The 25,345-nt window shown below is 64.0% G+C and carries 25 protein-coding genes; 14 read left to right on the forward strand and 11 right to left on the reverse strand.

Annotation, left to right across the window (positions count from 1 at the left end):
- Window position 1: 1 nt before the first annotated feature.
- Window positions 2-808 carry a response regulator transcription factor gene (locus RPF88_RS23960; RefSeq protein ID WP_024504754.1) on the reverse strand — a complete coding sequence of 269 codons (807 nt, stop codon included), beginning with the start codon at window positions 806-808 and terminating at the stop codon, window positions 2-4.
- Between the two features lie 113 nt (window positions 809-921).
- Here RPF88_RS23960 and RPF88_RS23965 point away from each other — a divergent pair, with 113 nt between their 5' ends.
- From RPF88_RS23965 to RPF88_RS23990, 6 genes are all read left to right on the forward strand, one after another.
- Window positions 922-2,058 carry an ABC transporter ATP-binding protein gene (locus RPF88_RS23965; protein WP_013528932.1) on the forward strand — a complete coding sequence of 379 codons (1,137 nt, stop codon included), beginning with the start codon at window positions 922-924 and terminating at the stop codon, window positions 2,056-2,058.
- Window positions 2,039-3,202, forward strand: coding sequence for an ABC transporter substrate-binding protein (locus RPF88_RS23970; protein ID WP_024504752.1), 1,164 nt, complete (start codon window positions 2,039-2,041; stop codon window positions 3,200-3,202). The genes RPF88_RS23965 and RPF88_RS23970 overlap by 20 nt, the downstream gene beginning before the upstream one ends.
- A gap of 75 nt (window positions 3,203-3,277) precedes the next feature.
- Window positions 3,278-4,141, forward strand: coding sequence for an ABC transporter permease (locus RPF88_RS23975; RefSeq protein WP_013528934.1), 864 nt, complete (start codon window positions 3,278-3,280; stop codon window positions 4,139-4,141).
- Window positions 4,141-4,953, forward strand: a complete 813-nt coding sequence (locus tag RPF88_RS23980) for an ABC transporter permease (RefSeq protein WP_024504751.1) — start codon at window positions 4,141-4,143, stop codon at window positions 4,951-4,953. The genes RPF88_RS23975 and RPF88_RS23980 overlap by 1 nt, the downstream gene beginning before the upstream one ends.
- Window positions 4,954-4,963: 10 nt before the next feature.
- Window positions 4,964-5,725, forward strand: coding sequence for an SDR family NAD(P)-dependent oxidoreductase (locus tag RPF88_RS23985; protein ID WP_024504750.1), 762 nt, complete (start codon window positions 4,964-4,966; stop codon window positions 5,723-5,725).
- A gap of 301 nt (window positions 5,726-6,026) precedes the next feature.
- The gene (locus RPF88_RS23990; protein WP_024504749.1) at window positions 6,027-6,770 is read left to right on the forward strand and encodes a hypothetical protein; all 744 of its coding nucleotides are present in this window, start codon (window positions 6,027-6,029) and stop codon (window positions 6,768-6,770) included.
- A 147-nt stretch (window positions 6,771-6,917) separates the two neighbouring features.
- Here the strand turns inward: RPF88_RS23990 and RPF88_RS23995 are convergent, their stop codons facing one another.
- From RPF88_RS23995 to RPF88_RS24035, 9 genes are all read right to left on the reverse strand, one after another.
- Window positions 6,918-8,426 (reverse strand): aldehyde dehydrogenase family protein, encoded by a 1,509-nt coding sequence (locus tag RPF88_RS23995; protein WP_337123322.1) that lies wholly within the window; start codon window positions 8,424-8,426, stop codon window positions 6,918-6,920.
- A gap of 160 nt (window positions 8,427-8,586) precedes the next feature.
- Complete coding sequence (locus RPF88_RS24000) at window positions 8,587-8,931, reverse strand: cupin domain-containing protein (RefSeq protein ID WP_024504747.1); 345 nt, start codon at window positions 8,929-8,931, stop codon at window positions 8,587-8,589.
- A 23-nt stretch (window positions 8,932-8,954) separates the two neighbouring features.
- Window positions 8,955-9,296, reverse strand: coding sequence for a cupin domain-containing protein (locus RPF88_RS24005; protein ID WP_024504746.1), 342 nt, complete (start codon window positions 9,294-9,296; stop codon window positions 8,955-8,957).
- Between the two features lie 17 nt (window positions 9,297-9,313).
- On the reverse strand, window positions 9,314-9,664 hold the full coding sequence (locus RPF88_RS24010; RefSeq protein WP_024504745.1) for a cupin domain-containing protein: 351 nt from the start codon (window positions 9,662-9,664) through the stop codon (window positions 9,314-9,316).
- Window positions 9,661-10,935, reverse strand: coding sequence for a glycosyltransferase (locus tag RPF88_RS24015; protein ID WP_024504744.1), 1,275 nt, complete (start codon window positions 10,933-10,935; stop codon window positions 9,661-9,663). Before RPF88_RS24015 ends, RPF88_RS24010 begins: the two co-directional genes overlap by 4 nt.
- 13 nt (window positions 10,936-10,948) lie before the next feature.
- Window positions 10,949-12,022: an ABC transporter ATP-binding protein gene (locus RPF88_RS24020; RefSeq protein WP_337123323.1), complete on the reverse strand. Its 1,074-nt coding sequence runs from the start codon at window positions 12,020-12,022 to the stop codon at window positions 10,949-10,951.
- Window positions 12,019-12,813: an ABC transporter permease gene (locus RPF88_RS24025; RefSeq protein WP_024504742.1), complete on the reverse strand. Its 795-nt coding sequence runs from the start codon at window positions 12,811-12,813 to the stop codon at window positions 12,019-12,021. The genes RPF88_RS24020 and RPF88_RS24025 overlap by 4 nt, the downstream gene beginning before the upstream one ends.
- Window positions 12,806-13,648, reverse strand: coding sequence for an ABC transporter permease (locus tag RPF88_RS24030; RefSeq protein ID WP_032899498.1), 843 nt, complete (start codon window positions 13,646-13,648; stop codon window positions 12,806-12,808). Before RPF88_RS24030 ends, RPF88_RS24025 begins: the two co-directional genes overlap by 8 nt.
- 103 nt (window positions 13,649-13,751) lie before the next feature.
- Window positions 13,752-14,816 (reverse strand): polyamine ABC transporter substrate-binding protein, encoded by a 1,065-nt coding sequence (locus RPF88_RS24035; RefSeq protein ID WP_024504740.1) that lies wholly within the window; start codon window positions 14,814-14,816, stop codon window positions 13,752-13,754.
- A gap of 238 nt (window positions 14,817-15,054) precedes the next feature.
- Here RPF88_RS24035 and RPF88_RS24040 point away from each other — a divergent pair, with 238 nt between their 5' ends.
- The 4 genes from RPF88_RS24040 to RPF88_RS24055 are packed head-to-tail and all read left to right on the forward strand — an operon-like array spanning window position 15,055 to window position 19,976.
- The gene (locus RPF88_RS24040; RefSeq protein ID WP_337123324.1) at window positions 15,055-15,993 is read left to right on the forward strand and encodes a GntR family transcriptional regulator; all 939 of its coding nucleotides are present in this window, start codon (window positions 15,055-15,057) and stop codon (window positions 15,991-15,993) included.
- Window positions 15,994-16,003: 10 nt separating this feature from the next.
- Entirely contained in the window at window positions 16,004-17,287 is a 1,284-nt protein-coding gene (locus RPF88_RS24045; protein ID WP_337123325.1) for a glycosyltransferase, read from the forward strand.
- Window positions 17,288-17,292: 5 nt separating this feature from the next.
- Complete coding sequence (locus tag RPF88_RS24050; protein ID WP_337123326.1) at window positions 17,293-18,672, forward strand: glutamine synthetase family protein; 1,380 nt, start codon at window positions 17,293-17,295, stop codon at window positions 18,670-18,672.
- Window positions 18,673-18,674: 2 nt separating this feature from the next.
- A complete protein-coding gene (locus RPF88_RS24055) occupies window positions 18,675-19,976 on the forward strand; it encodes an NAD(P)/FAD-dependent oxidoreductase (protein ID WP_337123327.1) in 1,302 nt (433 codons plus the stop codon).
- A 241-nt stretch (window positions 19,977-20,217) separates the two neighbouring features.
- On the opposite strand, the gene RPF88_RS24060 is transcribed toward RPF88_RS24055, so the two are convergent.
- Complete coding sequence (locus RPF88_RS24060; RefSeq protein WP_013528951.1) at window positions 20,218-20,988, reverse strand: IclR family transcriptional regulator domain-containing protein; 771 nt, start codon at window positions 20,986-20,988, stop codon at window positions 20,218-20,220.
- Window positions 20,989-21,107: 119 nt separating this feature from the next.
- Here RPF88_RS24060 and RPF88_RS24065 point away from each other — a divergent pair, with 119 nt between their 5' ends.
- The 4 genes from RPF88_RS24065 (at window position 21,108) to RPF88_RS24080 (ending at window position 25,144) form a co-directional block, all read left to right on the forward strand.
- Window positions 21,108-21,965, forward strand: coding sequence for a CoA transferase subunit A (locus RPF88_RS24065; RefSeq protein ID WP_337123328.1), 858 nt, complete (start codon window positions 21,108-21,110; stop codon window positions 21,963-21,965).
- A complete protein-coding gene (locus RPF88_RS24070; RefSeq protein ID WP_275953466.1) occupies window positions 21,962-22,762 on the forward strand; it encodes a CoA-transferase subunit beta in 801 nt (266 codons plus the stop codon). Before RPF88_RS24065 ends, RPF88_RS24070 begins: the two co-directional genes overlap by 4 nt.
- A 1-nt stretch (window position 22,763) precedes the next feature.
- Entirely contained in the window at window positions 22,764-23,969 is a 1,206-nt protein-coding gene (gene pcaF / locus RPF88_RS24075; protein ID WP_337123909.1) for a 3-oxoadipyl-CoA thiolase, read from the forward strand.
- 143 nt (window positions 23,970-24,112) lie between these two features.
- Window positions 24,113-25,144: a BMP family protein gene (locus RPF88_RS24080; protein WP_275953468.1), complete on the forward strand. Its 1,032-nt coding sequence runs from the start codon at window positions 24,113-24,115 to the stop codon at window positions 25,142-25,144.
- Window positions 25,145-25,345 lie beyond the last annotated feature (201 nt).

Below are 25,345 nucleotides of genomic sequence, written 5' to 3' on the forward strand. Positions count from 1 at the left end.
CCTACCGGATCCGTGCATCGATGATCTCGACGAAGCGCGCGAACAGGCCGGCCTGCGACTTGATCTTGAGCTTGCGGTAGATGTTGCGGCGATGGACCTTCACGGTTCCCGGCACGATGCGCATGGCGCGGGCGATCGACTCCGTCGAATGCCCCTGCAACACCAGGTCGACGACATGCTTTTCGCGCGGCGTCAGCGACAGGCTCTGCCAGATATGGGCGCGGTCGAATTCGTTGACCATAGCGGCCGTCTCGTCCTGCTTCGCTTCCGCCGTTTCGTCGGCCGGAAGAGCAGGCCAGCGCAACCTGATGAAGCTGATCACCGCGGGAGCCATGTCGCGCAGCAATCTGGCATCGGCGGTGCCGAAAGGGCCTGAAGCGCGCAGCCGCATCAGCGACAACACCAGCGCATCCTTGCCCGGCAGCGGCACGAAGAAGCCGACCTCCTCGGCCAGCCTGGTCTGGCTGTAATAGGAGCGGAAATACTCGCTGGCATAGAAACGGTCCGGCGCCAGCTCGCGCATGCGCCAGAACCCTTCCTTGCGCTCGACCGCAGCGTGATGGAACGGATCGAGCAGATACGGCCCTTCCTGATAGAGCGCGACGAACACATGGCTCTCGGTGGGCGAGAAGGTCTCGAACAGCAGCGGCGGGCGCGAGGCGCCGCGATAGCCGAAGATCACGCAGTGATCGAATCTAACGTGCTGCCGCAGCCACTCGACCAGCGCCTGGCCAAAGAGATCGCCGCTGGTCTCCCGCGTCGTCGCGACGAGCGTGGCGAGCCGGCTGTATTCGTCGCTGCGGGACAATGCTACCCCCTTAAACGAGAAAATAGACCAGATATACCACCTGAGAGGTATATACTAGCCGCCATTGGCTCTGGTAGCGTTCCGATATTGCCCTGTTGCTGGAGCCATCAGCGTTGACCGCAGTGCCCGACATCGAGTTTCGCGGCGTCACCAAGCGCTATGGCGCGGTGACCGCGGTCAGCGGCATCGATCTCGCTGTCCCGCCCTCCGCCTTTGTCGCGCTGCTCGGTCCCTCCGGCTGCGGCAAGACCACCTGCCTGCGCATGATCGGCGGCTTCGAACAGCCGAGCGAAGGCCAGGTGTTCATTCGCGGCCAGGACATGGCCGGCACGCCGCCCTACCGGCGGCCGGTCAACATGGTGTTCCAGCAATACGCGCTGTTTCCGCATCTCGATGTCGAGGACAATGTCGCCTATGGGCTGCGCCAGGCGCGGCCAAGGCTGTCTTCGCGCGAGATCGCCTCGAGGGCGGGCGAGGCGCTCGAAATGGTGCGGCTCGCCGGCTATGGCCGCCGCAAGATCCACGAACTGTCGGGCGGCCAGCAGCAGCGTGTGGCGCTTGCCCGCGCCCTGGTCAACAAGCCGGCGGTGCTCTTGCTCGATGAGCCGCTGGCGGCGCTCGACAAGAAGCTGCGCACCGACATGCAGATCGAGCTGCAGAACCTGCAGCGCGAGATCGGCATCACCTTCGTGCTGGTCACGCACGACCAGGAGGAAGCGCTGTCGATGAGCGATTTCGTCTGCGTCATGAATGGCGGCCGCATCGTCCAGCTCGGGCAGCCGAGCGAGATCTATGACGAACCGGCCGACCTGTTTGTTGCCGATTTCGTCGGCAAGACCAATCTCTTGAGCGGTACTGTCGCCGGGCATTCGGGCGATCTGGTGGAGGTGGCGCTTGCCGACGGCACCGTCATTGCGGCGCGCAAACGGACCGCCCTGCAGCAGGGCGAGGTCGTTTCGGTCAGCCTGCGTCCTGAGTCGCTCAGTCTCGGCGCCCAGGCAAGCGGCCCATTCAAGGGCATCGTCCGCAACCGGATATTCCTGGGCTCGACGGCGGAATATGCGATCGAGGTCAAGGGCATCGGAACGCTGCTGGCCAAAGCCGATCACCTGATCGGTCACGGCAATCTCTTCAAGCCGGGTGAACCCGTCGCCATCGGCTTTGCCTCCGGAACGCCGCTGGCGTTTGCGGAGACCAAGAACAACGGGGCCAACCAGAGGGTAGATAAACATGTCGAAATCATATCGTGACGGACTGCCGATAAGCCCCGAGAATTTCGTCGACCAGCTGATGCGTTTGAAGCGCGGCTCGATCGGCCGCCGCGACTTTCTCGGTCTCACCGGCCTTGGCATTGCCACTGCGGTGATGGCGCGCGAGATCGGCATCATGCCGACACCGGCCTTTGCCGCGGAAAGCCTTGGCGATCGCATGTCGATCGCCACCTGGCCGAACTATCATGACCCGGCGACCTTCGAGAACTTCAAGAAGGACACCGGCGTCGCCGTCGAGGTCAACGTGTTCGGCTCCAATGAGGAGATGCTGGCCAAGCTGCAGGCCGGCGCCTCGGGCTGGAGCCTGTTCGTGCCGACCAATTACACGATCTCGACCTACAAGAAGCTCGGCATCATCGAGCCGCTGGAGATGGCGAAGCTGCCGAATTTCGACGGCTCGCAAGAGGATCCGCGCTTCACCTCGGAGGGCACGATCGATGGGACGATCTACGCCGTGCCGAAGAACTGGGGCACCACCGGCTTTGCCGTCAACACCAAGAAGCTGACCAAGCCGATGACGAGCTGGAAGGAGTTCTGGGACACCGCCATGGCGGAAGGCGACAGCCGTACCATGGTGCATGACTACCAGCTGACCACGATCGGCAATGCACTGAAATATTACGGCTACTCGTTCAATTCGCTCAAGCAGGACGAACTGGCCAAGGCGGAGGAACTGCTGCTGAAGGTCAAGCCGCATCTGTTCGCGGTCTCCTCCGACTACCAGCCGGGGATGCGCGCCGGCGACGCGTGGATGACCATGTGCTGGACGAATGACGGCGCGCAGCTGCATCGCGACATTCCCGAGATCGCCTATGTGCTGGGCAAGGAAGGCGGCGAGATCTGGACCGATTTCTATGCCATTCCGAAAGACGCGCCGAACAAGCCCGCCGGTTACGCGCTGCTCAACTACCTGATGAATCCGCAGGTGGCGGTGAAGGAGCATTTGGCCAATGGTGCGCCGTCGACCGATGCGCGCGTCAACAAGCTGCTGCCCAAGGAGGTGCTCGACAACCCGATCCTCTATCCGGCAGCCGACCTGTTGACGCCGCTGGAATTCGGCGCGGCGGCAACGTTGACCGACCCCGGCCGTGCCGAACTGATGGCGCGCTTCAAGTCGGCCTGAGCCAGGCGGCCTCAAATTCGACTCAGATAATTTGACCGGCGGGTTTATGCCCGCCGGCACCGGGGCAATCTTTCCATGCACGGCAGCCGTCTTCGCAGGAATTTTCTGACCGCCATGCTGCTCGGTCCGGCGACCGCGTGGCTGGTGGTGTTCCTGGTGCTGCCGTTCATCGCCATCGCCGTGTTCAGCGTCGGCGAACGCGCACCGGAAGGCGGCTATCAGGCCGCCTTTACGCTGGCGCAATATGCCAATCTTCCGGCGCGGGCGACCGCCTTCTGGAACACCATGGTGCTGGCGCCGGTGGGAGCGCTCGCCTGCCTGCTCGTCGCTTATCCCGTTGCCTACTATCTCGCCTTGCGCGCGCCGCAGCGCTGGCGGCTGATCCTGCTGGCGCTGGTCGTCATTCCGTTCTGGACCAGCCTGCTGATGCGGACCTATGCCTGGATGTACATTCTGGGCGGGCGCGGCATTCCGGCGCTGCTCGCCTTTGTCGGCATCGAGGATGTCAGGCTGATCAACACGCCGGGCGCGGTGCTGCTCGGCATCGTCTATGGCTACCTGCCGCTGATGATCCTGCCGATCTATGTCAGCCTCGAACGGCTTGACCGCAGGCTGCTGGAAGCCTCCGCCGATCTCGGCGCCACGCCATTATCGACTTTCCTGGGCGTGACCCTGAAACTGTCGTTGCCGGGCGTCATGACCGGCTTCTCGCTGGTCATGATCCTGCTGCTCGGCGAATATCTGATCCCGACGCTGCTTGGCGGCGGCAAGGTGTTCTTCATCGGCAATGCACTGGTCGACCTGTTCCTGCAATCGCGCAACTGGCCGTTCGGATCGGCCATCGCGATCACGCTGGTGCTGGTCTCGGTGGTGGTGCTGATTGCCGCCAACCGCATCTCGACCCGGGTTTCGGGCGCGCGCCGGGTGGATCTGATCTGATGCGGGCTTTCGTCATTGCGGTGTTCGCTTTCCTCTATCTGCCGATCGCGCTGGTGGTGCTGTTTTCTTTCAACGCCGGCCACCATGCCAGCGAGTTCACCGGCTTTTCGGTGCAATGGTACGGCAAGGCATTGGCGAACCCGTTCCTGGTCGAAGCGCTGAAGAACAGCCTGTTCATCGCCACCACCAGCGCCTTGCTGGCGGCGCTGTGCGGCACCGCGGCGGCACTCGGCCTGGCGCGCGTCGGCGTGCGGACCCGCGCGGTCTTCGACGCACTTCTGGGCGCCGCGATCGTCGTTCCGGGCGTCGTCATCGGCATTTCGACTCTGGTCGCGCTCGTCCAATTGTTCACCGTCGTCAATCCGTTCCTCGCCTCGATCTGGCCCGACGACCAGCCGCCGCGGCTAGCGCTCGGCTACGGTTCGATCATCGCGGCGCACGGGCTGTTCTCGATGGCGCTGGTGACGATGATCGTCGGCACGCGGCTCGGCAGCCTCGACCGCAATCTGGTCGAGGCGTCGAGCGATCTCTACGCGACGCCGTTGACGACGTTCCGCTCGATCGTGCTGCCGCAGATCATGCCGGCGGTCGTTGCCGGCTTCCTGCTCGCCTTCACCTTCTCCTTCGACGATTTCATCATCGCCTTCTTCGTCGCCGGCGCGCAGACGACGCTGCCGATCTATGTCTTCGCGTCGATCCGGCGCGGCGTGACGCCGGAGATCAACGCCATCGCGACGATCGTGCTCGTCGCTTCCGTGCTGCTCGTGGTGCTTGCCCAATGGCAGTTGCGCCAGCGCAAGCCGTCGAACTGAAAGCCGCATCATGATCCTCAAAGACCGCATCGCCGTGGTGACAGGCGCCGGCTCCGGCATCGGGCGCGCCGGCGCCATGATCATGGGCAGGGAAGGCGCGGTGGTCGTCATCGCCGACAGGGATCAGGCCGCCGGCGAAGCAACGGCTTCGGACATTCGGGCAGCGGGTGGACGGGCCGAGGCGATCAAGACCGATGTCGCTGATGATGCGGCGGTCGAACAGCTCATTGCCGGCACGCTCGACAGGCATGGGCGCATCGACATCCTGCACAATCACGCCGGCATCCAGGTCGGCGGCACGCTGACCGAAGTGGAGGTCGGCGGCATGGATGCCTCGTGGCGGGTCAATGTGCGGGCGCAGTTCCTGGCGGCCAGGATCGTCATGCCATCGATGATCGCACGAGGCGGCGGCGTCATCCTCAACACCGCCTCCAATTCGGGCGTGTTCTACGACCGCGAGATGATCGCCTACGCAACCTCCAAACATGCGGTGGTGGCGATGACACGGCAGATGTCGCTCGACTATGCCCGGCACAATGTGCGCGTCAACGCGCTCTGTCCGGGCTGGGTCGACACGCCGTTCAACGAACCGTTCATCGCCCAGATGGGCGGACGCGGGGCGATCGAAACCTATGTCCGCACCAAGATCCCGATGGGCCGCTGGGCCAGCGCCGATGAGATCGCCGAAGCGATCCTGTTCCTTGTCTCCGACCGTTCATCCTTCATGACCGGCCAGGCGCTGGTAATCGACGGCGGTGAAAGTATCGGCTGAGCCTTTTGCTTTCGCTATCAACTCCCCTGTTTTCAAAGCTTGTCCGATGTACCACGCAAAGACTTTCACCCATGCCGCTGCTTGCCGGCAGGACTATAGTCCTGCCGGCATGGGACTTCAGTGCCATGGCCGTCCAAGAGCGTGAATTTGTGTTTGATATCAGTCGGTTAAGTTTCTGGCCGGGTGCCAGATCGCGTATTGAGACGGCATTTGTCTAAAGTTTACTCTGCACTATTAGCAATTCCTCATAGGACGGTCGCTTAGCGGTCGGGCCAGGGCGACGATTCCCGAGGAGATTACCATGACAAACCGGAAAACTCTGCTGGCGGCGCTTGCCGCATTGGCGCTCCTGGCATCTCCGGCGCTCGCCGGCAATGGGCACGGCGGTGGCGGTGGCAATGCCGGAGGCAACGGGCACGGCAACGGCGGTAGCAATGCTGGCGGCAATGGCAATGGGGGCGGCAACGGCCACAACGGCAGCAATGGCAAGAGCGGCGCTTCGCACGGCAAATCTTCGTCGGCCCCGGGCCGGGCCAAGGCCAAAGCGGACGACACCACGGTCGACACAACCACAAAGGTTTCGTCGGTTCCCAAGGAGAAGAACATCCACGCCAAGCTTGGCCGGCTGAACTCACTGCAGCGCAACATCAATGCCTATATGAACTCGAAGAGCAAGAAATTCGCCGCCCTTCAGGCATTCGTGACGCAGTCCGCCAAAGCCAAGGTCGCTCAGGCCGCCGCCGACGCAGCACAGGCTAAGCTGGATGCGCTGACGTCCCTGACACCCGATCAGATTGCCGCGATGTCGCCCGAAGATCAGGCGGCCCTGCCTGGGAAGATAGCTGCTCTGCAGGCCGAGGTCGCTGCCGACAACGCTGCTGCTGCTGCGGCCGCGGTCGGCACCGATGATGCATCGCTCGACGCGGCATTGGCGGATATGGCCAACAAGCCCGTCGACGCTGCGGTCACGTCCTGGGCTCAAGACGTCCTTGCCGGCAAGATCGACCAGACGGCTGCCGCGATGCAGACGGAAACGACGCCGTAACGAACCGCCGCCGAAACGGTAGTGGTCAGTCAAAGGCAATGCCGCCGGGTTTCACTCGGCGGCATTGCCTTTTCCCGCTCATGGTCGGGCTGGCTATCCAGGGATAGCCACCGAGCTGGCGTCCAGGGATAGCCAGGCTCGAAACACTCAGACATGCTTGCGGCCGCCGGTCTCGCGAAACCAGCTGTCGGGGTAGGGGTACCACCAGTCCTGGATCGCAGGCTTGTGGTCAATGATCACCATCTTGGAGCGGCGGAAAGCGTCGAGGCCCTGGCGTCCGAGTTCGCGGCCGAGGCCGGAGGCCTTCCAGCCGCCGAACGGCAGGGCGTCATTGTCGATCAGCGGGTTGTTGACCCAGACCATGCCGGCTTCGAGCCGTTCCGCCGCCTCGTGGGCTTCGGCCAGATCCGATGTGAACACCGAAGCGCCGAGCCCGAACGGGCTGTCATTGGCAAGCCGGATCGCCTCGTCGAAATCCCTGACCCGGCAGATGGCGGCGACGGGTCCAAAACACTCTTCGCGCACGATCGCCATATCAGGGGTGACGCCGGTCAGGATCGTCGGTTCGTAGAACCAGCCGACATTGTACGCAGGCGGGATACGCCCGCCGGTGACTGCGACGGCGCCATGAGCGATCGCATCGTCGACAAGGCGCATGACTTTGGTCCGCGCGCTTTCGCTGACCAGCGGGCCGATCTCGGTCTTGTCCATGCCGTTGCCGATGCGCAGCGCCCGCGTCCTTTCGGCGAACAGCGCGACGAAGCGGTCATGCACGGAATCGACGACGAAGAAGCGCTCGGCCGAAGTGCAGACCTGGCCGGTGAGGTGGAAGGCGGCGGTGACGCTGCCGGCCGCCGCGATCTCGAGCGGGGCATGCTCGCTTATGATCAGCGGGTCGCTGCCGCCGGCCTCGATGACGCACGGCTTCATGCGTTCGGCGCAGGCCACCGCCACCGCCTTGCCTGCGGCGACCGAGCCGGTGAAGGCAACGGCATGGGTGCGGTCGGAGGCGATCAGCGCCTGCGCTGTGGCCGCTCCGCCGGGCAGGCAGGAGACCAGCCCCTCTGGCAGCGAGCGGAACACGGTCATGTAGTCCAGCGTCGACAGCGTCGTCGCCTCGGCCGGCTTGATGATGCAGGCATTGCCGGCGGCGAGCGATGCGGCGACCGTCCAGCACATCAGCAGGATCGGGAAATTGTAGGGCATGATGTGTACGGAGACGCCGTAAGGTTCGTAGCGCGCATACTGGAACGAACCGGCCTGCGTCGTGCCGGCGATCTTGCCGGCATCGTCGCGCGCCATCTCGGCATAGTAGCGGAAGATCGGCGCGCAATTGGCGATCTCGCCGATCGCTTCGGGGTAGGGTTTGCCCATCTCGCGCACCATCAGCTCGGCGCAACGCGTGAAGTCCGCCGCCTCGATGGCGTTGGCGACGGCATGCAGTTGCTTGGCCCGGCTCTTGGCGTCGAGCTTCTTCCAGGCGGCCTGCGCCCTGGTTGCCGCCGTGAGCACAGCGTCGATCTCGCCGTCGCCGGCGGCGGCAATGGCGCCGACGGTTTCCAGCGTCGCCGGATCGATCACCGGTTTTGCCGCGCCGGCCATCGACCGGTTGTCCGGATTGACGAAGAAGGTTGGCCGGTCAGGAGAGAAATCCATTTTGTCCTTCTCCATTTATGGAGCCTTTTTGAGAATTCGTCCTGCCGAGGCAGATGGCGTGGCTTTCGAGAACCGGAGCGCAGCGGACATTTAGTCCGTGAGCACCGGAAGCGCAGAAAGCCGCGTCAGGTGTCCGGCAGGGCAGAATTATCGAGAAGGCTCAGCGGATCATGTAGACCTTCTTGATTGTCTCATGGACGGTGCAGACGCCCTTCCAGTCCTGCGGGAAGAACGCTGCCGTATCCGGCTCGATCTCGATGACCTCGCCGGATTCATGCACATAGGTGCAGCGCCCTTCGAGGAAATGGCAGAACTCGTCGCGGGTGACATGGCAGTGCCATTTGCCCGGAGTGCATACCCAAAGCCCGCATTCGGAGCGGCCTTCCGGCCCCTTGTACAGCAGCTTGCCCGAGGTATGGGATTGGCCCTCGATCATGGTCGGGATGACGCCCCAGTCGACGAGGTCGGTAATGGTAAGCGGGGATTTCATGATGGGGGTTATCATATCGATTCCTTGGAAATGAGTGCTCAGCGGCACATGAAAGCCTTGATCAGCGTTTGCGTGATGATGGAGATGCCGGTCCAGCCGGCGGGGAAGAATACCAGCGTGCCGGCCTCGACCGCGATCTCCTCGCCGTCGTCATGGACATAGCTGCCGCGTCCCGACAGGAAGTGGCAGAATTCGTCGGCGCCAAAGGTGACCTTGCGCGTGCCCGGCGTGCACGTCCACAGGCCGCATTCGCTCGATCCGTCCGGGTTCTGCGCCAGGATCTTGCCCGAAGCGCGCGGCGAACGGGCGAGCGTGTTGCTGCCCGCGCCCCAGTCTTCCAATTCCACGGCCGAAGCCTTCGGCCAGTGCGGTGTCGACATGTCATCAAGCTCCGTGGTCACGCCAGCATGTAGACGTTGCGCATCGTCTCATGCACGGTGCATTCGCCTCTCCAGCCGGCAGGGAACATGACCACGGTGCCGGTGGAGACTTCTATCACCTCACCGACATCCGACCGGTAGGTCGCGCGGCCGGCGACGAAATGGCACAATTCGTCGCGCGGGATACTGAGGCGCCAGCGGCCTGGCGTGCAGACCCAGATGCCGGATTCCGGCTGGTTGTTCGGGCCTTTGTGCACGAGCCTGCCGGTCGAGTGCGAAGTGCCGCCGAGCGCATCCGGCTGGACGCCCCAGTCGACGAGATCGGTGCGGGTGGAGGCCTGGTGGAGGTGTGGGGCGGAGGAGGTCACAGCAACCCCTCCAGCAATCCTGCCGCCTTCTCCGGCCCATTCTGCGCGTGCATCTGCGCCGATGTCTTCGCCAGCTTGGCTTTCATCGCCGGGTCGGTCAGGCAGGTCTCGATCCTGGCAACCAGCTCGGCATCGGTCCAGTCGTAGCGCGGCATGCCGAAGCCGTGGCCGGTTTCCTCGACGCGGGTGGCGTTGTCGTGGCCGTCCCAGACATAAGGCATGATGATGGCCGGTTTGCCGAAATAGAGGCACTCGGTGAACGAGTTGTTGCCGCCATGGTGGATGACGGCATCGACCTGCGGGATGACCGAGGGCTGCGGAAACCAGCTGTCGACAATGACGTTACCGGGCACGTCCGTGTACTGGTCCTTGTAGCCGCCGACATTGACCAGAGCCCTGTAGCGCGTCTTGCCCAATGTCGCGATGATGCGCTTCAGCAGATCGACATCGCCGGCGCCCAGGCTGCCGAAGGAGACGTAGAGCAGCGGCCCGTCATTGTTCCTGGAGAAGGTCGGCACCGTGTACGGCTTTTCGTGCCGCACGCAGCCTTCGAGATACTGGAATTTTGCCGGGTCGAGCGGATGGCGGCGCTTGAATTTTGCCGCCTCGGGGTAGAGCAGCAGGTTCAAATAGGGCGAGGCTTCGAAGAACTGGCCGACCGGATAGGGCGCCTCGTGGTTGGCGGTGAGGAAGGCGTTGAAGTCGTCATGGATCGGCTTGATCACCGCATTGAAGTGGTCGCGGTAGCGCTGGTGGCCGGCATGGTCGTTCTCGCCGCAGCCGGAGAGATGGGGCGGGATGTCCTCGTCCTCGATCTCGTTTTCCGAACACGAGATGACGCGCACCCACGGCTTGCCGTACTGCTTGATGGCCGGGAACAGGATGACGTTGTCGACGCAGATCACATCCGGCTTGATGGCTGAGAGAACGCGCGGCAGATCCTTCTGCGCCCATTTGGCGCTGTCGACGATCGCCGTCCAGCAATCCTTGACGTAGTTGTCGACCTGGTCGTAGGGCGATTTGCGGAAGTTCGGGATATGGCCGTTGATGAAATCCTCCCAGAATTTCGCCATCTGCTCGGGCGGCATCGGCTCCGACAGGTTCACCGGATGCGCCTCGAAGCCGTAGCCCTTGTAGACATCGACGAAGCCGGGGTCGGACAGGAACACCGCCTTGTGGCCGCGCGCTTCGACTGCCTGGGCGATGCCGACGGAATTGAGCGCCGGGCCGTAGGCGGCTTCTGGAAAAAACGCGATCGTCTTCTGCGCCATCAGGCTTCTCCTGTCATTCTGCGAAAATTCTGACATCGGCGGCATCCCAGCCGAGTTCGACCTGGTCGCCCGACGAGACCGGCCGGCGGTCGGCGGCATCTGCGGTGACGCGCACCAGGAACGGTTTTGGCGACAGGGGCGTGCGGACATGCAGCTGCAGGTCCAGCCCCTGATAGGCCAGCGCCTCGACCGTGCCGGTGATGCGGTTGGCGGTTTCCGCCGATGGGAATAGCCGGATGCGCTCAGGGCGCACCGAAGCGACAGCGGATGCGCCGGGCGAGAGCGTTGCCGGAACCTTGCCTGATATGCGTGCGCCATTCGTGGCTACAACGCCATCGGCGGCGGCTTGGCCCGGCACGAAATTCATCACGCCGATGAAGTCGGCGACGAAGCGATCGGCGGGGTGTTCGTAGATCGCGTGCGGCGTGTCGCATTGCAGCAATCTGCCGTCTTTCAGCACCGCCATGCGGTCGGCCATGACAAGCGATTCCTCCTGGTCGTGGGTGACGATGACGAAGGTGATGCCGACCTCGTGCTGCAGGCGCTTCAGTTCCAGTTGCATGGCGCCGCGCAGCTTCTTGTCGAGTGCGCCGAGCGGCTCGTCGAGCAGCAGCAGCCGGGGCCGCTTGACCAGCGCGCGGGCGAGCGCGACGCGCTGCTTCTGGCCGCCGGACAATTGCTCCGGCTTGCGGTCGGCGAAGGGGACGAGCTCGGTCGTCGCCAGGATGGCATCGACGCGGGAGCGGATTTCAGCCGCCGGCAAACGTTCCATCTCCAGGCCGTAGGAGACATTGGCGCGAACGCTCATATGCGGAAACAGCGCGTAGGACTGGAACATCAGGTTGACCGGCCGCTTGTTGGGCGGGGTTTTGGCGATGTCGCGTCCGTCGAGCAGGATGCGCCCGTCATTGGGCGTCTCGAAACCGGCCAGCATGCGCAAGAGCGTGGTCTTGCCGCAGCCGGACGGGCCGAGCAAAGCGAAGAACTCGTTCTCGCGGATGTCGAGCGAGATGCCGTCGACAGCCGTCACCCTGCCGAAATTCTTCGACACATGATCGATGGCCAGCAGAGTGCGGGGTTCGCTCATTGGCCGATGATCCCACGGTTGAGCCGCTGCGACAGGGTCAGCGCGGTGATCGAGACCGCCATGACGATGGTCGCCAGCGCGTTGATCTCCGGCGTGATGCCGAAGCGGATCATGGCGTAGATCTGCATCGGCAGCGTCGTCGAGGCGCGGCCGGCGCCAGCGGTGAAGAAGGCGATGATGAACTCGTCGACCGAGAGCGTGAAGGCGAGCAGCGCCCCTGCAATCACCGCCGGCGCGATGACCGGCAATGTCACCCGCCGGAAGGTGGTGAGCGCGGAGGCGCCGAGATCGGCGGAGGCCTCGACGATCGACCAGTCGAAACTCTTCAGCCGCGCGCGCACCACCGAGCAGACGAAGGCGAGGTTGAAGACGACATGGGCGAGGATGATGGTGTGCAGGCCCATCGTCAGGTTGAGCATGGAGAAGAACGAGAGCAGCGCGATCGCCAGCACGATGTCGGGAATGATCATCGGTGCGAAAATCAGCGCTTCGAGAGCCTTGCCGTATTGCCGGCGCATCTCGATGCCGATCGCCAGCAGCGTGCCGAGCAGAGTGGCGATCGCGGTCGAGACCAGCGCCACGATCAGCGTGTTGAGGGCCGCGGACAGGATCGCCGAATTGCCGGCCAGCGAGGCGTACCATTTCAGGGAGAAGCCCGACCACGCCGTCGGCAGCCCGCCTTCGTTGAAGGACAGCGCCACCAGCACGGCGATCGGGATGTAGAGGAAAGCGAAGACCAGGCTGAGCACGAGCCAGAGCGTGCGCCGCGTGGCAGGGGAGCGCTCAGCCATCGGTGTCTCCGCCGGCTTGCGTGACGTGACCCGAGGCGCGATTGGCGGCCAGCGCTTGCGCCATCAGTACCAGAAGCATGATGGCAATCAGCGCCATCGCCAGTGCCGCCCCGAAAGGCCAGTCGTTGGCGGTCAGGAACTGGTCGTAGACGAGGTTGCCGATCATCTGGAAGCGGCCGCCGCCGAGCAGCGCGGGCGTGACGAAATTACCGATCGACAGCACGAAGACGAAGACCGCGCCGGCGGCGATGCCCGGTACGGTCAGCGGCAGGATGACACGACGGAACGTGGTGGCTGCCGAAGCGCCGAGATCACGCGAGGCCTCGGCGAGTTCCGGGTTGAGCCGCGACAGCGGCGCGTAGCAGGCGAGGATGACGAAGGGCAGGTAGTTATAGACCAGGCCGGCGATAACCGCGCCTTCGGTGTAGAGCATCGACGGCGGCTCGCCGGTGTAGCCGAACCAGCGCAGCAGCTGGGTAATCAGGCCTTCGCGGTTGAGCAGCACGATCCAGGCATAGGTGCGGATCAGATAGTTGGACCAGAACGGCAGCACGGCGACGAACAGGAACACTGGCTGCCACCGGCGCGGTGCCGCCGATATCGCGTAGGCGGCGGCATAGCCGATCACCACAGCGATTAGGGTCGCGGTGCCGGCGATGCGCGCCGAATTGAGGAAGATGCCGGCATAGAGCGGGTCGAAGACCAGGCCGAAATTCTCCAGCGTGAAGGTGTATTCGATGCCGCCATAGATGCCACGCCGGAAGAAGGCGAGCGCCAGTACCAGCGCGCACGGCACCACCATCAAGGCCGCGAGCCAGGCCAGCGCCGGGGCCATCAGCAAGGAGGAACGAAGTCTGGTTGAGGACACGATTGGGTACCGCATTCAGCGGCCGACGGCGGAAACCCGCCGTCGGCCGTGGTCTCTGATGTGCCGCCGCTTACTGCGCAGCCTTGATCTCGCTGACGATCTTCGAATAGTCGCGCTGGGCGTCGCCGACGTCACGCAACTGCTCGAACTTGACGAGATCGGCCACCGGCATCGCCATGTTGGGGAATTTTGCCAGGAAATCGGCCGGCAGGCTTTCCATCGCCGGCTTGTTCGGCACCTTGTAGTCGATGTTCTGCGCCGCCCAGGCGTGGTTCTTGGCGTCGAGCATGAAGTTGATGAACTGGAAGGCGGCGTCCTTGTTGGCGGAGGCCTTCATCACCACCATCGTGTCGACCCAGAGGTCCGAACCTTCCTTGGGAATGACGTATTTGATCTCCGGCTTTTCGGCGATGCCGTAATTGCACCAGCCGTCCCAGGCCTGCACCATCAGTGCCTCGCCGGACACCAGCTTGGAATAGAAGGTGGTGTCGTCATAGGCGAGCAGGGTCTTCTTGGCCGAGATCAGCAGATCCTTGACCTCGGCCATCTTGGCCGGATCGGTTTCGTTGACCGAATAGCCCTTGTCGAGCTGGCCGGCGGCCAGCAGCCAGCGGTCGGTCGCCAGCATGGTGGTCTTGCCCTTCAATTCGTCGGAGGGCGCGAGCAGGTCGCTCCAGCTGGCCGGTGCGACCTTCATCAGATCCGAGCGATAGCAGAGGCCGGTGGTGCCCCAGGTGTAGGGCACCGAGAAGGCATTGCCGACATCGTGCGGCAGCTTGGCTGCTTCCGGATAGAGGTTGGCGAGGTTGGGGATCTTGGCGTGGTCGATCGGCTCGGTCAGGCCGAGCTTGTTCAGCACCTCGGCGAAGGGTGAGGAGACAAAGACCACGTCATAGCCTTTGCCGCCGGCGGCGATCAGCTTGCCCATGATCTCTTCATTGGTGGCATGCACCACCACTTCGCCCGAAACGCCGGTTGCGGTCTTGAAGGTGGCCATGGCGTCGGGTGCCATGTAGCCGTCCCAGTTCGAAATGACGAGGTCGGCAGCCGTTGCCGGCGCGGACAGCGCCAAGGCCAGGCCAAGTGCGATCGAAGATGTTTTCAGCGCACGGCGCCGCAGGCTGGTAGCGGTCATGACAGACTCCCATTCGGTTGATCGTCGAATTTCATTCGCCGGACCAACGCTTGCGACCCTTGCCGCTGCCTCGATCCTGTTCCCTCGGTCTTTTTCTCGCCGATTGTGTTGACAGTACTATTGCAGAAAAAAGTACGTCAATCCATAATTTGCCAAACGACCGAGGAAACTGGCCGATTGCGTCCGTTCGGGCGATCGGTCAAATCAATGCGGTCATCCGTTTTCCGCTGGACCAGCCATGCAAGCCGCAGCCAGACGACCCCGCACCAACCATCTTGATCTGGCGCAGCGCATCCTGGATGTGGCGCGCCAGCGCGGCTTCGAGCCCGGTACACGCTTGCCCGAGCAGCAGATCGCGTCGCTGTGCAATGTCTCGCGCACGCCGGTGCGGGCGGCACTCGGCCTGCTCGCGGAACGGGGCGTCGTGCGCTGGGAGGCGGAGTCCGGTTATCATCTGGCCATCGACCTCACCGCGCAGGCTTCGGTCGCCACGGAATTGCCCGCTGCCGAGGAGGACGAGTTGGCCGAGGCGATCCTGCGCGACCGCTCGGCGCGGCGACTGGACCAGACGGTGACCGTCGCGGGATTGATGCGGCGCTACAGTGCCGAGCGCAAGACGGTACTAAAAGCGTTGAACAAACTGACCGAAGAGAATCTGCTGGATCGTGCGCCTGGCCAGTCCTGGCTGTTTCGGCGCACGCCCGACGATCCGGAAGCGCAAGGCGACAGCTACGAGTTCCGCTTGCTGCTCGAGCCCGCGGCCATCCTGACGCCCGGCTTCAGGCTGGACGGCGCGCGGGCGGCGACGTTGCGCCAGGCTATGGAAGCGCTGGTGACGCTGCCGGACGCCGCCTTCGACACACGCGAGTTCCAGCGGCTGGACATCGATTTTCACGGCATGCTCGCCGAGGGCAGCGCCAACCGCTTCATCGCCGACGCGCTCGCCGATCACCTCAGGCTGCGCCGGCTGCCGGGCATCTATGCCGGCGTCAACGTCTTCCGATTGCGGCAATCGCTGCGCGAACACTTTGTCATACTCGACCATCTTGAAAGCCTGCAGTATGAGGTGGCTGCCGATCTGCTTCGCATTCATCTGCGGCTCTCCCGCAACCAGCGACCGCAAGCGGCCAGCCGCGGGGCTCCCGCGCTGTTCGGCACGATCAGCCGGCCGGAATGACGAGGATTAATTGACGCGTAAAGCCAGCCCGACCATCGCGCTGTTTCCCGAAGCAAGCTTCGGCGCGGCGTTGAATTGCGTCGGCATCGCGCAGGCTCTGCGTGCGAAAGGCGCCCGGCCCGTCTTCATCTGCCATGCCGGTTTCTCCGGCGTCTTTGCCGATTATGGTTTCCAGGAATACCAGCTGCCAACCGACGAGCCGCTGAGCGAGAGCCAACGCCAGAGCTACTGGCAGGCTTTCGTGCGCCGGCACCTGCCGCATTTCAGGCTGAGCCCGATCGACCAGCTTGAGACCTATGTCGCTCCGACCTGGCAGGCCATCGTCGACACCGCGGTCAATGCCGAGGCGCCGCTGCGCCAATTGCTGGCACGGCTCAAGCCGGATGCCGTGGTGCTCGACAATGTCATCATGTTCCCGGCGATCGCCGCCGCCGGCTGTCCGTGGGTGCGCGTCGTCTCCTGCGCCGAGACCGAGCTGCCGGACGCCAATGTGCCGCCCTATCTGTCGGGGCTTGGCGTGGACGACCCGCAACGCGCGGCGTTCGAGGCCAGGTATCTGGCGGCTTGCGCGCCGGCGCATGACCGCTTCAACCGCTTCCGGGCGGATGCCGGACTGGGGCCGCTGCCGAAGGGTCAGTTCCTCGAGACGTCGCCCGATCTCAACCTGCTGCTGACGCCGACGATCGTGCGCCGCGAGCGTGCCGAGCCGCTCGACCCCGCGCGCTTCGTCTATCTCGAGGGCTGCGTGCGTTCTGAAGGGCCGTTCGAGGTGCCGGTGTTCCCGCGCAATGGCGGGCCGCTGGTCTATGTCAGCTTCGGCAGCCTGGGTGCCATGGATGTCGGCCTGATCGAGCGCATGCTGGTGGTGTTCGACAGGCTGCCGGCGCGCTTCATCGTCAATGCCGGCGGCCTGCGCGACGCTTACCGCGCGGTGCCGGACAATGTCTATCTCGACGCCTGGTTTCCGCAGCCCTCGGTGGTGGCGAAGTCGGATCTGTTCATCCATCACGGCGGCAACAACAGTTTTTGCGAAGCGCTGCGCTTCGGCGTGCCGTCGCTGATCATGCCCTATTGCTGGGACGGTCACGACAATGCGCGCCGTGCCGAAGAGACCGGCACCGGCGACCATATCGGCCGTGACGGCTGGACCGAAGGAGTGTTGGAGAAAGCCATTCTCGGCCTGCTGGCCGACGATGCCATGCGTGCCCGCCTCAAGGACAATGCAGCCCATATGGCGCTGAAGCCCGGAACGGATGCGGCCGCGCAAGCCATACTCTCTCTGATACGGATTTGAACGAAATGCCTGACAACAACACGAACATCTCGCTCTCCAGCGACACCGATGCCAAAGCCTGGCTGACCCGGCACGGCATCAACGAAGTCGAGTGCCTGGTGCCCGACATGAACGGCGTCCTGCGCGGCAAGGCCTTGCCGACGGCCAAATTCCTCCAGGCGCTTGAAGACCGCGCGCTCTATCTGCCGAGCAGCGCTTTCCTGGTCAGCATCGACGGCCGCTATTCCGGCTCGATCGACGAGGGTTTTGCCTATTCGGATCCGGACATGCGCATGGTGCCCGATGTATCGACGCTCTGCCTGGCGCCGGGTGCCGCTCCCGGCAAGGCCTATGTCTTTGCCGATGCCTTCCATATGGACGACCGGCCCTGGATGGCCTCGCCGCGCCATGTGCTGCGCGCCGTGCTCGATCTCTACGCCAAGCGCGGCTGGCGGGCGGTGGTGGCGCCCGAGGTGGAATTCTATCTCACCGCGCCCAATCCGGATCCGGACCGTCCGCTGACCGCCCCGGTCGGCGCCAATGGCCGCGCCGAGACCGTGCAGCATCCCTACGATATGGCCGGGCTCGAGGAGTTCGAGCCGGTGATCCGCCGCATTTACGATTATGCGGCGGCGGCCGGCCTGCCGCTCGACACGCTGATCCATGAGTCGGGAACCGCGCAGTTGGAGATCAACTTCCTGCATGGCGATGCGCTGCCGCTGGCCGACAAGGTGCTGCTGTTCAAGCGGCTGACGCGCCAGGCCGCGCAGCAAAGCGGCATGCACGCCACCTTCATGGCCAAGCCGATCGCCGCACAGGCCGGCAGCTCCATGCATCTGCACATGTCGGTCATCGACGAGGCCGGCAGGACTTTGTTTGCCGGCAGCGACGATGCCGACACCGCAATGTTTGGCCACTTCATCGGCGGCCTGCAGAAATATGTCCCCGAAATCATGCCGCTGTTCGCGCCCAACGTGAACTCGTTCCGCCGCATCAGGCCGAACCACAGCGCGCCGGCCAACATCGAATGGTCGCATGACAACCGCTCCTGCGGCCTGCGCGTGCCGGCCGGCGGCCGCGCCGCGCGGCGGGTGGAGAACCGGCTTCCGGGCGCGGATTCCAATCCTTACCTGGCGATCGCCGGCTCGCTGCTTGCCGGCTATCTCGGCGTCGAGCAGAAACTGGCGCGCTCGCCCGAGGCGTCGGGCAATGCCTACAAGATCAAGAGCACGCTGCCGAAGACGATGGAGGAGGCGCTCGATCGTTTCGAGGCTTGCGGCCCGGTGCGGGAACTGCTCGGCGAGGATTTCTTCCAGACTTATCTGCGCGTAAAGAGCGTCGAGCTCGACCTGTTCCAGGGCGTGGTGACGAGCTGGGAACGCGACCACCTTCTGCTGAAGGTGTGATCATGGCTTCCAGTTCAACGGGCTTCAATTCGGGCCTCGATATCGCAAAATCCTATTATGTCGCCACCGCCAATCCGGCGCCGGACCATCCGGCGCTGGTCGGCGACGTCGACACCGACCTGGTTGTCGTCGGCGGCGGCTGCACCGGCCTGTCGGCCGCCCTTCACGCCGCCGAGCGCGGGTTGAAGGTGGTCCTGCTCGAAGGCGGCAAGATCGGCTGGGGGGCGTCGGGCCGCAATGGCGGCCAGATGATCCCCGGCCTGCGCAAGGGCGCCAAGGGACTGGTCAAGCTCTACGGGCCTGAGCGGGCAAAGGTGCTGTTCGATCTTGCCTTCGAGGCGCGCGGGCTGGTGCTCGACATCATCGAGCGCCATGCCATCGATTGCGATCTCAGGCTGACCGGCCATCTGGTCGGCGCGGTCAACGGTTCCGACCTCAAGGATCTCGAGGAAGAGGTCGAGTGCCTGGCCACGGTGATGAAGTTCCCGCACGCCGAAATCCTGTCGGCGGCGGAAGCCCGAGCCAAGGTCGACACACCCTATCATGGCGCGATGTATGAGCCGCTCGGCGGCCACATGCATCCGCTGAACTACACGCTCGGCCTTGCCCGCGCGGCGATTGCTGCCGGCGTCGTCATCCATGAGAATTCGGTGGCGGTGAAGCTGGAGCGTGAGCCTTCGATCCGGATCTCGACGGCAAAGGGATCGGTGCATGCAAAACATGTCGTGCTGGCCGGTGACGCTCTGCTCGATGGGCTGGAGCCGCGCGTCAACAGCCGCATCATGCCGGTTGGCAACTACATCGTCGCCACCGAGCCGCTGGAGGGCAAGCGCAATGTCATCCCGGCCAATGTCGCGGTGTCCGACACACGCTTCGTCGTCAACTATTACCGGATGTCGGCGGACGGCCGGCTGCTGTTCGGCGGCGGCGAGCGCTACACGCCGTCACCGCCGGCCGATATCGCCGGCTTCGTGCGGCCGCATATGGAAGCCACCTTCCCGCAACTTCAGGGCTGCCGCATCGATCACGCCTGGGGCGGGCTGGTGTCGGTGACGACATCCAGGCTGCCGCATGTCGGGCACTATGGCGAGGTCTATTTCGCGCATGGCTATTCCGGCAAGGGCGTCATCCTGTCGACGCTGTCGGGCAAGCTCCTGGCCGAGGCGATCGCCGGCGACGCCTCGCGGCTCGATCTGTTCTCGACGCTCACCCCGATGCCATTCCCCGGCGGCACGGCGTTGCGCGGTCCGCTCTATGTGCTGGGCATGCTGTGGTATGCCATGCGGGATCGCATCAAGCATTGAGGGTCGGCGGGGCGGCGGCGAATTGCAAAACGCCGCGATCCTTCGCGCCCCCCTCAGTCCTGCCGGACATCTCCCCCTCAAGGGGGGAGATTGGCAGATTGGTGGCTTCGCCCATTCCTGCGTCGTTGGAGATTGGCGAAAGCCGGCGTGACGTCCGATCTCCCCCCAAGAGGGGGAGATGCCCGGCAGGGCAGAGGGGGGCGCTGTCCCGCCGACGGTGAAGGTTGTTGGAGAAGGCCTCTTAAACCACAAAAAAATCTTCAATCCGCTGCCTGGCCTCCAGCAGCGCCGGCAGAATCTCCCGCTCCATCTCCGCGACGGAGAACCGCGCCGATTGCGTCGAGACGTTGATGGCCGCGACCGTGCGTTCTGCGCGGTCGCGGATCGGCACGGCGATCGAGCGCAGGCCGAGTTCCAGTTCCTCGTCGACGATGGCAAAGCCGTCCGCTTTCGCCTTGCCGATGGCGTTGGCTAACAAACGCCTGTCGGTGATCGTCTTCGGCGTCCGTCTCTCGATCGTCGCCTGGCCGAGGAATGCGTCCAATTCCTGAGGCGTCAGACCGGCAAGCAGGATGCGTCCCATCGAGGTGCAATAGGCCGGCAGCCTGGTGCCGACATCGAGCGACACGCTGAGGATGCGGCGGCCGGGAATACGGGCGACATAGACGACATCGGCACCCGACAGGATCGCCGCCGAACAGGCCTCGTTCAGCTGTGCGGCGACAGCGCGCATGATGGGTGCGGCGAAGGCCCAGAGCGAGGCGCCGCCGAGCCAGGTGCGGGCGATCGTCAGCAAGCGTGGCGACAGCGAGAACACGCGGCCGGCTTGCGTTGCATAGCCGGTGGCGGTGAGCGTCAGCAGAAAGCGGCGGGCGCCGGCGCGGGTCAGGCCCGCTTCCTCGGCCATTTCGGTCAGCGTCATGCCCGAGGGATGCCGAGCCAGGATCTCCATGACGGCAAGGCCGCGCTCGAGCGAGCCGACATGATCACGGGAAGCGGCTTCTTCGTCCATCTCAACTCCGCGGAACGACATCGACGCCAGGATTGACTCCGCGCCCTCGCCCAGCGTAGAGAGTATCGCATACAAAACATATGTTCGCAATACGAACTTTTGAACCCGGAGCCGATGCGATGGTCAAGTTCCTGCCGCTCAAACAGGCCGTTGCGGAGAATTTGAACGATGATGACACGGTCGCCTTCGAGGGTTTCACCCATCTTATCCCGACGGCGGCGGCGCATGAGGCGATCCGTCAGGGTTTTCGCGAGCTGACCCTGGTCCGCATGACGCCGGACCTGATCTACGACCAGATGATCGGTATGGGCATGGCGAAGAAAATCGTCTTCTCCTATGTCGGCAATCCCGGCGTCGGCCTGCTGCGGCGCGCCCGCGACGCCATCGAGAACGGTTTCCCCAGATCGATCGAGATCGAGGAGCACAGCCATGCCGGCATGGCCAATGCCTATGAGGCGGGCGCGGCCGGTCTGCCCTGCGCGGTGTTTCGCGGCTATCGCGGTGCTGGCCTCGCGGCGGTCAATCCGAACATCAAGTCTGTCACCTGTCCGTTCACCGGCGAGGTGCTGGCGGCTGTTCCTTCGATCAGGCCTGACGTCACCTTCATCCATGCGCAGAAGGCCGACAGACAAGGCAATGTGCTGGTCGAAGGCATCATCGGCATCCAGAAGGAAGCGGTGCTGGCGGCCAAGCGAGCGGTGGTGACGGTGGAGGAAGTGGTCGATAATTTCGACGATCTGCACCCCAATCTGACCGTGCTGCCGCGCTGGACGATCGCGGCGATATCCGTCGTGCCAGGCGGCTCGCACCCGTCCTACGCACATGGCTATTATGCGCGTGACAATGCCGCCTATCTCGAATGGGACCAGATCGCCGCCGACCGCGAGAAATTCCAGGCGTGGATGCAGGCCAACGTCATCGAGAAGAGCGCCGGCGATTTCGCGGCCCGGGTCGAGCATTTGAGGAAAGCGGCATGAGCGACAATCCATTGGGTTTCACCCCCAACGAGATGATGACGATCGCCGCCAGCAGGGCGCTCAGGAATGACGATGTCTGCTTCGTCGGCATCGGCGCACCGTCCGCGGCCTGCAATGTGGCGCGGCTGACACATGCGCCTGACATCACGCTGATCTACGAGAGCGGCACGATCGGCACCGCGCCCGATGTGCTGCCGCTGTCGATCGGCGACGGCGAATTGTGCGAGACCGCCGTCACCACCGTCGCGGTGCCGGAGATGTTCCGCTACTGGCTGCAGGGCGGCCGCATCTCGATCGGTTTTTTGGGGGCGGCGCAGCTCGACAAGTTCGGCAACATCAACACCACGGTCATCGGCGACTATTTCCATCCCAAGACCAGGCTGCCCGGCGGCGGCGGCGCGCCGGAGATCGCGACCTCGTCGAAGCAGATCTACATCACAATGGCGCAGACCAAGCGCGGCATGGTCGAGAAGATCGACTTCTTCACCTCCTTCGGCCATGGCGAGGGTGGCGATCATCGCAAGCGGCTTGGCATCGACACATCAGGTCCGACCTTGCTGATCACCGATCTCGCCATCTGGAAGCCGGATCCGGTGACCAAGGAATTCACCGTCGTGTCGTTGCATCCGGGCGTCACCCGCCAGCAGGTGCAGGAGAGCTGTGGCTGGGTGGTAAAGTTCGCGGAGGCGCTTGACGAAACACCGGCGCCAAGCGAACTCGAATTGAAGACATTGCGCGACCTGCAGGCCCGCACCAAGGCGGCGCATGAGGGAACCGGAAAAGCAAAGGCTGCATGACATGGCCGAGGCCTATATCTGCGACTACATCCGCACGCCGATCGGCCGCTTCGGTGGCTCGCTGTCTTCGGTGCGATCGGACGATCTTGGCGCGATACCGCTGAGGGCGCTGGCCGAGCGCAATCCGGGCATCGACTGGCAGGCGATCGACGATGTCGTCTATGGCTGCGCCAACCAGGCCGGCGAGGACAATCGCAACGTAGCGCGCATGGCGCTGCTGCTGGCCGGGCTGCCAAAGGAGGTCCCGGGCTCGACCGTCAATCGCCTGTGCGGCTCCGGCATGGATGCGCTGACCATTGCCGCCCGAGCCATCAAGGCCGGCGAGGCGGAGCTGATGATCGCGGGCGGCGTCGAATCGATGAGCCGGGCACCCTTCGTCATGCCCAAGGCCGACACGGCGTTCTCGCGCAATGCCGAGATTTACGACACCACCATCGGCTGGCGCTTCGTCAACCCGCTGATGAAGAAGCAGTATGGCGTCGATTCCATGCCGGAAACCGGCGAGAACGTTGCCGAGGATTTTTCGGTGTCGCGGGCCGACCAGGACGCCTTCGCAGTGCGCAGCCAGAACAAGGCCGTCGCCGCACAAGCCAATGGAAGATTGGCGAAGGAGATCACCCCAGTGACCATCCTGCAGCGCAAGGGCGATGCGCTCATTGTCAGCAAGGATGAACACCCCCGCGCGGGCTCGACGGTCGAGGCGCTGGCCAAGCTGCCGACGCCGTTCCGGCAGGGCGGCACGGTGACGGCCGGCAACGCCTCCGGCGTCAATGACGGCGCGGCGGCGCTGATCGTTGCCTCCGAGGCGGCGGTGAAAAAGTATGGGCTGACGCCGATCGCCCGCATCGTCGGCGGAGCCGCCGCCGGCGTGGCGCCGCGCATCATGGGCATCGGCCCGGTGCCGGCGACGCAAAAACTCTGCGCGCGGCTTGGCCTGACACCAAAACAGTTCGATGTCATCGAGCTCAACGAAGCCTTTGCCTCGCAAGGCATCGCCGTGCTGCGCCAGCTCGGCATTGCCGAGGACGCCGAACACGTCAACCCGAATGGCGGCGCCATCGCGCTCGGCCATCCCCTGGGCATGTCGGGCGCCCGCATATCCGGCACGGCGGCGCTGGAGCTTCGCGAGCGCGGCGGCCGGTATGCGCTTGCCACCATGTGCATCGGCGTCGGCCAGGGCATCGCGATCGCGCTGGAACGGGTCTGATCGGCAAGTCTCTCCGGCTGACTTCGAGAATCCGGTGCGGTCAAATTTGACCACGTGGACAAAAGTCCGGACCCGTTCCATAGTTCCTCGTCTGATTTTTAGAACAGCCGGCTCGACACGGCTGTCGAACAGAGGGGAATACAATGGAAAACCGAAAGAACAGATTTCAATCCGCACGCGAAGGGCTTTCGCGACGCAATGTGCTGGAGTTGGGCGCGCTTGGCCTGGCTGCGGCAGTGCTGCCGGGTGCAGCCTTCGGCAAGGACAAGAAACTGAAGGTGGCGGCGATCTTCGCCACGCCGATCGAGGAGCCATGGGACAACCAGATCCATGTCGCCCTGCAGAAAGCCGAGAAGGAACTCGGCATCGAATACAAATGGTCGGAGAAGGTGCAGACCGCCGATTTCAGCCGCGTCATGCGCGAATACGCGCAAGGCGGCTACCAGCTGGTGCTGGGTGATGCCTTCGCCGCCGAGCGTGAATCGCGCCGCACCGCCAAGCAGTTCCCGAAGACCGCCTGGCTGTTCGGCTCCGGTGCTGGGCCGGCGGAACCGAATTTTGGCGTGTTCGACAACTGGATCCACGAGCCCGCCTATCTCTCCGGTATGATCGCCGGCAAGATGTCGAAGTCGGGCACGATCGGCGCCGTCGCGGCGATGGGCATTCCGGAAGTGAACCGGCTGGTCAACGCCTTCTTCGCCGGCGCCAAGGAGGTCAACCCGAACATCAAGAAGAAGGTCGCCTTCATCGGCTCTTTCTTCGATCCGCCCAAGGCCAAGGAAGCGGCGGTCGCGCAGATCGACGCCGGTGTCGACGTCATCTATGCCGAGCGCTTCGGTGTCATCGAAGCGGCGGTCGACAAGAAGATCCTTGCCATCTCCAACATGTCCGACCAGTCGAGCCTCGGCCCGGATACGGTCATTACCGGCCCGGTCTGGGACATGTATCCGACGGTCGAACAGGCGATCAAGCTGGTCAAGGCCGGCGTCTTCACCGCGCAGGACTATGGCGACTTCTCGCGCATGGCCAAGGGCGGCTCGCATCTGGCGCCTTACCACAAGTTCGACAAGACGCTGCCGGCTGACGTGAAGGAGCTGGTCGAAAAGAAGAAAGCCGAGATCCTCGAAGGCAATTTCCGCGTCGACGTGGACGAGAACACGCCGGTTTCGGATTGAGTTCTGGTTTGAGGGGCTGGCGCTAGGCGCCCCCCTCTGTCCTGCCGGACATCTCCCCCTCAAGGAGGGAGATTAGCAGTTTCGGCGACGCGCTGTTCTTTCAAGAAAATTGGCGAAAGCCGATATGACATCCAATCTCCCCCTTGAGGGGGAGATTGCCGGCAGGCCAGAGGGGGGTGCAGCGCATTCCTCTCAATCAAA

Source organism: Mesorhizobium sp. ISC11, from assembly GCF_037162595.1.
Lineage (GTDB): Bacteria > Pseudomonadota > Alphaproteobacteria > Rhizobiales > Rhizobiaceae > Mesorhizobium > Mesorhizobium ciceri.

Excerpts from the sequence above, each read along its gene's own strand:
- RPF88_RS24060 (WP_013528951.1), bottom strand. The coding sequence starts at position 20,988 with ATGGACGAAGAAGCCGCTTCCCGTGATCATGTCGGCTCGCTCGAGCGC.
- RPF88_RS24000 (WP_024504747.1), bottom strand. The coding sequence starts at position 8,931 with ATGATAACCCCCATCATGAAATCCCCGCTTACCATTACCGACCTCGTC.
- RPF88_RS23990 (WP_024504749.1), top strand. The coding sequence starts at position 6,027 with ATGACAAACCGGAAAACTCTGCTGGCGGCGCTTGCCGCATTGGCGCTC.
- pcaF (WP_337123909.1), top strand. The coding sequence starts at position 22,764 with ATGGCCGAGGCCTATATCTGCGACTACATCCGCACGCCGATCGGCCGC.
- RPF88_RS24030 (WP_032899498.1), bottom strand. The coding sequence starts at position 13,648 with ATGGCCCCGGCGCTGGCCTGGCTCGCGGCCTTGATGGTGGTGCCGTGC.
- RPF88_RS23975 (WP_013528934.1), top strand. The coding sequence starts at position 3,278 with ATGCACGGCAGCCGTCTTCGCAGGAATTTTCTGACCGCCATGCTGCTC.
- RPF88_RS24055 (WP_337123327.1), top strand. The coding sequence starts at position 18,675 with ATGGCTTCCAGTTCAACGGGCTTCAATTCGGGCCTCGATATCGCAAAA.
- RPF88_RS23970 (WP_024504752.1), top strand. The coding sequence starts at position 2,039 with ATGTCGAAATCATATCGTGACGGACTGCCGATAAGCCCCGAGAATTTC.
- RPF88_RS24005 (WP_024504746.1), bottom strand. The coding sequence starts at position 9,296 with ATGTCGACACCGCACTGGCCGAAGGCTTCGGCCGTGGAATTGGAAGAC.
- RPF88_RS24065 (WP_337123328.1), top strand. The coding sequence starts at position 21,108 with ATGGTCAAGTTCCTGCCGCTCAAACAGGCCGTTGCGGAGAATTTGAAC.
- RPF88_RS24015 (WP_024504744.1), bottom strand. The coding sequence starts at position 10,935 with ATGGCGCAGAAGACGATCGCGTTTTTTCCAGAAGCCGCCTACGGCCCG.
- RPF88_RS24080 (WP_275953468.1), top strand. The coding sequence starts at position 24,113 with ATGGAAAACCGAAAGAACAGATTTCAATCCGCACGCGAAGGGCTTTCG.
- RPF88_RS24020 (WP_337123323.1), bottom strand. The coding sequence starts at position 12,022 with ATGAGCGAACCCCGCACTCTGCTGGCCATCGATCATGTGTCGAAGAAT.
- RPF88_RS23985 (WP_024504750.1), top strand. The coding sequence starts at position 4,964 with ATGATCCTCAAAGACCGCATCGCCGTGGTGACAGGCGCCGGCTCCGGC.
- RPF88_RS24050 (WP_337123326.1), top strand. The coding sequence starts at position 17,293 with ATGCCTGACAACAACACGAACATCTCGCTCTCCAGCGACACCGATGCC.
- RPF88_RS23980 (WP_024504751.1), top strand. The coding sequence starts at position 4,141 with ATGCGGGCTTTCGTCATTGCGGTGTTCGCTTTCCTCTATCTGCCGATC.
- RPF88_RS24025 (WP_024504742.1), bottom strand. The coding sequence starts at position 12,813 with ATGGCTGAGCGCTCCCCTGCCACGCGGCGCACGCTCTGGCTCGTGCTC.
- RPF88_RS24070 (WP_275953466.1), top strand. The coding sequence starts at position 21,962 with ATGAGCGACAATCCATTGGGTTTCACCCCCAACGAGATGATGACGATC.
- RPF88_RS24040 (WP_337123324.1), top strand. The coding sequence starts at position 15,055 with ATGCAAGCCGCAGCCAGACGACCCCGCACCAACCATCTTGATCTGGCG.
- RPF88_RS24035 (WP_024504740.1), bottom strand. The coding sequence starts at position 14,816 with ATGACCGCTACCAGCCTGCGGCGCCGTGCGCTGAAAACATCTTCGATC.
- RPF88_RS23995 (WP_337123322.1), bottom strand. The coding sequence starts at position 8,426 with ATGGATTTCTCTCCTGACCGGCCAACCTTCTTCGTCAATCCGGACAAC.